Here is a 5,440-nt window from a genome sequence, read left to right on the forward strand (position 1 = left end):
TTTTACCATGATAATGTCGTCAATCCGTACTTCATCAGCACTGATAACAACCTGCTTTCCCTCTCGCAAGACTGTTGCAGTGGAGGGAGCAAGCTCCATCAGTTTCCTGATGGCTTCTCCTGTCTTTCCCTTGCTGCGATGTTCTAGGTAGCGACCAAGCATCACCAGGGTTATGATCACACCAACTCCTTCAAAGTAGAGATGATTATGGGCAGCCATATGGTTTCCCATAAATATCTCAGAGACCCCCCAAAGGCTGTAAAGGAAGCTTGCAGAGGTTCCCAGCGCTACCAGGCTGTCCATATTGGGTTCTCTTTTCACCAGCGTTGAGAAACCCTTGGTGAAGAACGCTGATCCAGCTACCATGGTACCGAGTGCCAGCACCATCTGGAGCAGGGCATTGGTCAAAATGGAGAAGGGGAGTGCGAGACCAAGCATCGGCCCCATGGCTATGACCATGAGGAAGACACTAAGAACTGCCGAGACAGTGAGACGCTTTCCCAGAGCCTTCAGCTCTTTCTGCTTCTCTGCATCCTTCTCCTTTGCATCGAGTTTATCGACAACCGAATATCCGATTCTGGAGACCGCTTTCTTGATCCCTTCGAGTCCGAGTGAATCCTCATCGAAGGAGATGGTAGCAGTCTCAGTGGCAAGGTTTACCTGGGCTTTTTCCACTCCTTCCAGCTTGTTGAGTGTACGCTCGACAGCGGAGGAGCAGGAAGCACAGGTCATCCCACCGATTCCTACCTGTATCTCTTTCTTCATGACTCTACCACCTCGAAGCCTATTTCACCGATCAAGCTCTTGGCGTCGGTGATGGTCTCCTCACTCTTGTGTTTGATCACAACCTTGCCACTCTTTGCGTCAGCCTTGGCAGATTTTATATCTTCTATCTGCTCTAATGCGTTCACCATTCTGGTTTCACATCCATTGCAGTGCATTCCCTTGGTTAGAATGATTGTTTTCATGAATCTATACTCCTATCATCCCCTCTGGAGGGGGATTTTTTCTCATTACCACTAGACAGACCACGGTTTTTCCGCTACTATCCCTCTTGTACTTACACGGGCGGTTAACTCAGCGGGAGAGTGCCACGTTGACATCGTGGAAGTCGCCAGTTCAATCCTGGCATCGCCCATAGGCAAGCAGTCGAATCGATTGCTTGCTTTTTATTGCCTGCGAAACTTTGCGATCACATCCATCAACTCACCCACTTTCTGTTTCTGTTCATCCCCGTCGTTGCTTCTCATGGCATCCGCAACACAGGTATTCAAGTGATTTTCCATCACCATGTCCTCAACTTTCTTCAATGCTGAGATCACCGCCGAAAGCTGCAGCAGAATATCAACACAGTACCGATCTTCCTGTACCATGTTCCGAATCCCTTTCACCTGTCCCTCGATCCTGGCAAGCCTAGGATCAAGCTTTGTCTTGATTTCCTGTATCATATCTTACTTATATACCCCCGTAGGGTATAATGTCAAGTAGGAAACAAGGGAATAAATACCTTTATAATTGCCTTTAGGTGCGTTTTGATGCTATTCCCCAATTGTATACCCCCATGGTGTATGATGAATTGATGTGTATCTGCCTGTGCTGTGTTACTCGTTGTGTAGGGAAAAACGTATCGGGTAGAGGATGGTGACAGGAACTGGCGACGTGCCAAGGATGGCTGGATTGACTCGGAGTGTGGCAAACGCCTTGATGGCTGCCTCCGCAAACCCAAAGCCAGGGTCTTCCTCTACAACGATTCGATCAATAACCCCTTTCTCATCAATGAACAGGCGCAAGAGTACCGTTCCTTCCTCCCCTTGTCGTCTTGCAAGAGGGGGATATACAATCCTTGATGCGAGAAGGGAAAGATCAAACTGGGGGTGGTTTGTTACCATGTCAATCGTGTAATAATATCCATCCTCTCCTCTCTGTTCCTGTTGTTCTACTTCAAGGGGGTCATTTCTTTTGGCCGTTTTCTCTGGCCTTTGGCCTGCTTCTTCATTCATCCCTGTTTCCTCTTCGGTAGGAACAGGTAACGTAGTTGCTGAAGCAGGAAAAATCTCTTTGGAAGGGGTGTCTGGTACTTTCTCCTGAAACGTTTCTACAGGTTCACGAGGTGGTGGCTGTAATCGCTCCATCGAGAGCATGGCTACTGGGGTCATTTCCTCCTCTGTTTCGACTGCTTCTCCTTCATTCCTTTTCAACGGGATAAACAGGATCAGTATTGATAGAAATACCAAGACAATGATCAGGAATACTCTTTGCATACCTCTCATGGATGGTCCTCCACAAGACAATACAATGTTTCTACACCATGTTTTTCCAGGAATGTGATGATTGGATGGAGGATCTCATAAGGAGTGTCCCTGTCTGCAAGTAATGCATATTCAACTTTGCTTGGAATAGATTCAAGAGTAGTAGGGGAACCATCCAGGAAGAGTTCTCCTGTATCCGAGACAACGATTGTTGGAATATCGGTATGCTCAAGGAACTCTGCGTGTGCTGAAGCCGCTTTTATCGGTACCGGTGTCTGCTGGGTGCTGATGGCAAGGATGAGAAAGAACAAGAGCAAGAGGAAGGCTATGTCTGTAATTGTGGAATTGGGACCCTGGCGGTATTTTCTATTCATCGGAAAGCTCCAGTGAGAAAGATGCTGTGCTCTGCTGCTCAATAAGAGAAAGGAGGGAAACTACATGCTGCCAGGAGGTGTTTCTTTCTACTATGATGGAAACATGTTTGGCTGATGCGATGAGCTTGGCAATAGATTGCAACTCTTGCGTTTCATCACCTAGAAGTATTGATCCATCTTCCAGGATGGTGAGAGTGATGATTGCTGTTCCCCAAGTTTCGGTTGTTTCTGAACTCTCAAGTGAGATGGGTATGCTCCCCGAAGAAGCAATACCCGAGAGAAGCAGGAAGAAGATGATCAGGAGAAAGGCAATGTCACTTGGTTGCCCTAGGTTTCTTCGGTTTCGCATAACATGGTACTTACAGTCTCAAGTATGAAACTGCTGAAGGTAGCTAAAATGGAGATGATCAAGCCAAATGCCGTGGTGTACAGCGCTTCGTACAGCCCTGAGGCAATAACTTGAAGCTGTACTGAAGATGCCTCAGCTACCGATCTGAATGCATTGATCATGCCGGTTACCGTTCCCAGGAATCCGATGACCGGGGCGATCATGGCTATAAGATCCAGTATTGAAAGTACAGGGCTTATCTCTTGCTTATGCATTCCCGAATGGTTTTTCCAGATCAGGAACAGGGTAATCCCTCGTTCAATACTGAGTACCAAGGAGAGAATGAGCAGGGCATAGAGCGGCCACATGACCGCTCCGCCCTTTTTCATGATCAGTATCAGATTGGTTATTTCCATAGGTTAAAACCGTACGGTTCCCCCAATTCTGATCTTAATCCCTGGCATGGGATACCCGCTGGTCAGCTCGTATGCTGTGTTCAGTAGGTTGTCCACAGCAACATAGGCCTTCAAAGCATCGGTTACCTGGATGCTTGTACTGAGGTTGACCAGGAAAGCCGGATCGAGTGCGTTTGTGCTTCCCAGGTATTCTGTGCTTATGCTGCCTACGAATAGGTCACGGGAGAAGAACAAAGCCGCCTTGACTGTATGCTTTCGGACATTGGAAACCTCCACATTATCAGCGAAAGTGTTCCCACCTGAGAGATCATGGCTCTTGTTGAAGAGATAACTCATTTGTATGTTGAAATTTTCCGTTATTTCAAGTTCCATCGATTGTTCAATCCCCAGGTAGACGCTGTGAGCAATGTTTTGTGGAGTCCAGGATGCATCATAAGCGATATCATTATAGATATTTCTGCCGAACAATGTCCCCTCATAGGTGATTGTCCCATTGGTTGTGGAAATGCCGATTTCCCCATTCAGACCTTTCTCTGTCTTCAGATTGGGATTTCCCATAAAGGGCCAATAGAGTTGCGAGAATGTAGGTACATTCTCAGCATAACTGATGGAGGTATTCAGTTCAGTGTTCTTTGTAAGGGAGAGAATGGCGCCCAAGGATGCATTGGGTGAGAATGTTTCCAGGTCACTGAGATAGGCGATATTCACACTGGGATGGATTGAGATGTTTCCGTTCCCAACGTAGAGACTCCCATGGGCAGATGTCGAGATAGTATGTCGGTTGTTCTTGCCAACATCTGTACTGTCAACATGGTCAAGGTTGTAAAGAAAATCGGTGGTCAATGCATAGGATTGTCCCAGTCCCCACGTTCCTTCCAGCTGTACTGATGCAGTGTGTTTGTTGTGCGTACTATCTTGATAATCATCGTCATGGTAGAATGTTTTCCCATACCCGTAATGCAGACGAGTAGCGATGGTTTCAAGCAACTCGCTTACATTTGCAATCTCCATGGTATTGGTGGTGGAGACGAACAGGTCCTTCTGGTAGTCCTCCGGGGTAAGGCCGAAGGAGAGCCCACCTGGAACGCCAAGGTTCTTGTAGGTGGCCAGATTCTGGGTTGTGAACTGGATGTTTTCTGAAACACTTGTATCGAAGTTCACCGCTCCATGCCATTCATACACTTCTGCGTTTTCCCTGAGCTTGCGGGTATCATTACCGTCCTGATAGGTAAAGGCATTTTGAGCAACAAGACCTCCCATAGTTGCAACAAGGCCTTCGTTCATGTAGGTCACGTTTATGTTTTGGCTGTCTACCAAAGATTGCCAATTCTGTTCATCTGTATCATGGGTGAGTGGAAGAAAAGATCCGTTTTCAAAGGAGAGTGAGAATGGTGTTTCACGTTTCTGTCCTTTCTTCGTTATGATATTGACCATTCCCCCGATGGCATTGGTCCTGCCTAAGTTGCCAGGCCCGCTTTTGATAATTTCAATTCGTTCAATGATGTCAATGGGAATGATGGATAGGTCTACTGTCCCGTCATGGGCAGAGGAGAGAAGCACTCCATCAAGATAGATGAGGTTTTTGGAAGAAGTTGCCCCACGGATAACAACGGTCTGGAGTGATCCAAGACCTCCGACAGAGTTGAAGGAAGTCCCGATAGCCTTTCCTACCAACTCAGCCGTTGTTTGTGCATTGTATGCCATAATTTGTTCTTGCGTGATAACCGAAACAGATGAAGCTGTATTGGTTTCAGCATCGGAAAGTGGTGTTTCAGCAATGACCAGTTCATATGCTGTTCCGAGATCAATGAGATCTTGCGTTGCAAATAGAGAAAAAACAGTGAGCAACAAGACCAGAGAGAAGATTCCGCGCTTCTGCATGAAGAGCCTCCAGCGAGTATTGTCTGGTCATTCTGCGTGGAAATAGTATGTGCAGGGGAATATGCAATATCTGGACGATATACATAATCATGGCTGTTTCTTTCTCCACGAAGAATCATTATCTGGAAACGTCTCCTGGCTTACGACTCTTCTTACTGACAGGCCTTCTCATCCCCGAAGGGACAATGGCAT

At 46.9% G+C, this 5,440-nt stretch carries 8 protein-coding genes, 1 tRNA gene and 1 riboswitch; of the genes, 1 reads left to right on the top strand and 8 read right to left on the bottom strand.

The features are described from left to right. The coding region (locus AB7S66_RS11035) for a cation transporter (RefSeq protein WP_428519978.1) at positions 1–765 on the bottom strand (765 nt) is incomplete at its 3' end. Continuing rightward, the gene (locus AB7S66_RS11040) at positions 762–968 is read right to left on the bottom strand and encodes a heavy-metal-associated domain-containing protein (protein WP_198891781.1); all 207 of its coding nucleotides are present in this window, start codon (positions 966–968) and stop codon (positions 762–764) included. The genes AB7S66_RS11040 and AB7S66_RS11035, both read right to left, overlap by 4 nt. A 98-nt stretch (positions 969–1,066) precedes the next feature. On the opposite strand from AB7S66_RS11040, the gene AB7S66_RS11045 reads away from it, so the two are divergent. Continuing rightward, positions 1,067–1,138 (top strand) — tRNA-Val (locus AB7S66_RS11045). A 31-nt stretch (positions 1,139–1,169) separates the two neighbouring features. Here AB7S66_RS11045 and AB7S66_RS11050 read toward each other — a convergent pair. The 6 genes from AB7S66_RS11050 to AB7S66_RS11075 all read right to left on the bottom strand — a co-directional run bounded on the left by AB7S66_RS11050 (position 1,170) and on the right by AB7S66_RS11075 (position 5,248). Next, positions 1,170–1,448, bottom strand: a complete 279-nt coding sequence (locus AB7S66_RS11050) for a metal-sensitive transcriptional regulator (protein WP_428519980.1) — start codon at positions 1,446–1,448, stop codon at positions 1,170–1,172. Between the two features lie 153 nt (positions 1,449–1,601). Beyond that, on the bottom strand, positions 1,602–2,270 hold the full coding sequence (locus AB7S66_RS11055) for an energy transducer TonB (RefSeq protein ID WP_428519982.1): 669 nt from the start codon (positions 2,268–2,270) through the stop codon (positions 1,602–1,604). Then, positions 2,267–2,623 (bottom strand): biopolymer transporter ExbD, encoded by a 357-nt coding sequence (locus AB7S66_RS11060; protein WP_428519984.1) that lies wholly within the window; start codon positions 2,621–2,623, stop codon positions 2,267–2,269. The genes AB7S66_RS11055 and AB7S66_RS11060 overlap by 4 nt, the downstream gene beginning before the upstream one ends. Continuing rightward, on the bottom strand, positions 2,616–2,972 hold the full coding sequence (locus AB7S66_RS11065) for a biopolymer transporter ExbD (protein ID WP_428519986.1): 357 nt from the start codon (positions 2,970–2,972) through the stop codon (positions 2,616–2,618). Before AB7S66_RS11065 ends, AB7S66_RS11060 begins: the two co-directional genes overlap by 8 nt. Next, positions 2,951–3,367, bottom strand: a complete 417-nt coding sequence (locus AB7S66_RS11070; RefSeq protein ID WP_428519988.1) for a MotA/TolQ/ExbB proton channel family protein — start codon at positions 3,365–3,367, stop codon at positions 2,951–2,953. The genes AB7S66_RS11065 and AB7S66_RS11070 overlap by 22 nt, the downstream gene beginning before the upstream one ends. A gap of 3 nt (positions 3,368–3,370) precedes the next feature. After that, positions 3,371–5,248 (bottom strand): TonB-dependent receptor plug domain-containing protein, encoded by a 1,878-nt coding sequence (locus AB7S66_RS11075; protein ID WP_428519990.1) that lies wholly within the window; start codon positions 5,246–5,248, stop codon positions 3,371–3,373. A gap of 108 nt (positions 5,249–5,356) precedes the next feature. Then, positions 5,357–5,440: riboswitch (cobalamin riboswitch) on the bottom strand. This riboswitch is flagged as partial in the annotation.

Source organism: Sphaerochaeta sp. (assembly GCF_050178175.1).
Taxonomy (GTDB): Bacteria; Spirochaetota; Spirochaetia; order Sphaerochaetales; family Sphaerochaetaceae; genus Sphaerochaeta.

Excerpts from the sequence above, each read along its gene's own strand:
- AB7S66_RS11040 (WP_198891781.1), bottom strand. The coding sequence starts at position 968 with ATGAAAACAATCATTCTAACCAAGGGAATGCACTGCAATGGATGTGAA.
- AB7S66_RS11050 (WP_428519980.1), bottom strand. The coding sequence starts at position 1,448 with ATGATACAGGAAATCAAGACAAAGCTTGATCCTAGGCTTGCCAGGATC.
- AB7S66_RS11055 (WP_428519982.1), bottom strand. The coding sequence starts at position 2,270 with ATGAGAGGTATGCAAAGAGTATTCCTGATCATTGTCTTGGTATTTCTA.
- AB7S66_RS11060 (WP_428519984.1), bottom strand. The coding sequence starts at position 2,623 with ATGAATAGAAAATACCGCCAGGGTCCCAATTCCACAATTACAGACATA.
- AB7S66_RS11065 (WP_428519986.1), bottom strand. The coding sequence starts at position 2,972 with ATGCGAAACCGAAGAAACCTAGGGCAACCAAGTGACATTGCCTTTCTC.
- AB7S66_RS11070 (WP_428519988.1), bottom strand. The coding sequence starts at position 3,367 with ATGGAAATAACCAATCTGATACTGATCATGAAAAAGGGCGGAGCGGTC.
- AB7S66_RS11075 (WP_428519990.1), bottom strand. The coding sequence starts at position 5,248 with ATGCAGAAGCGCGGAATCTTCTCTCTGGTCTTGTTGCTCACTGTTTTT.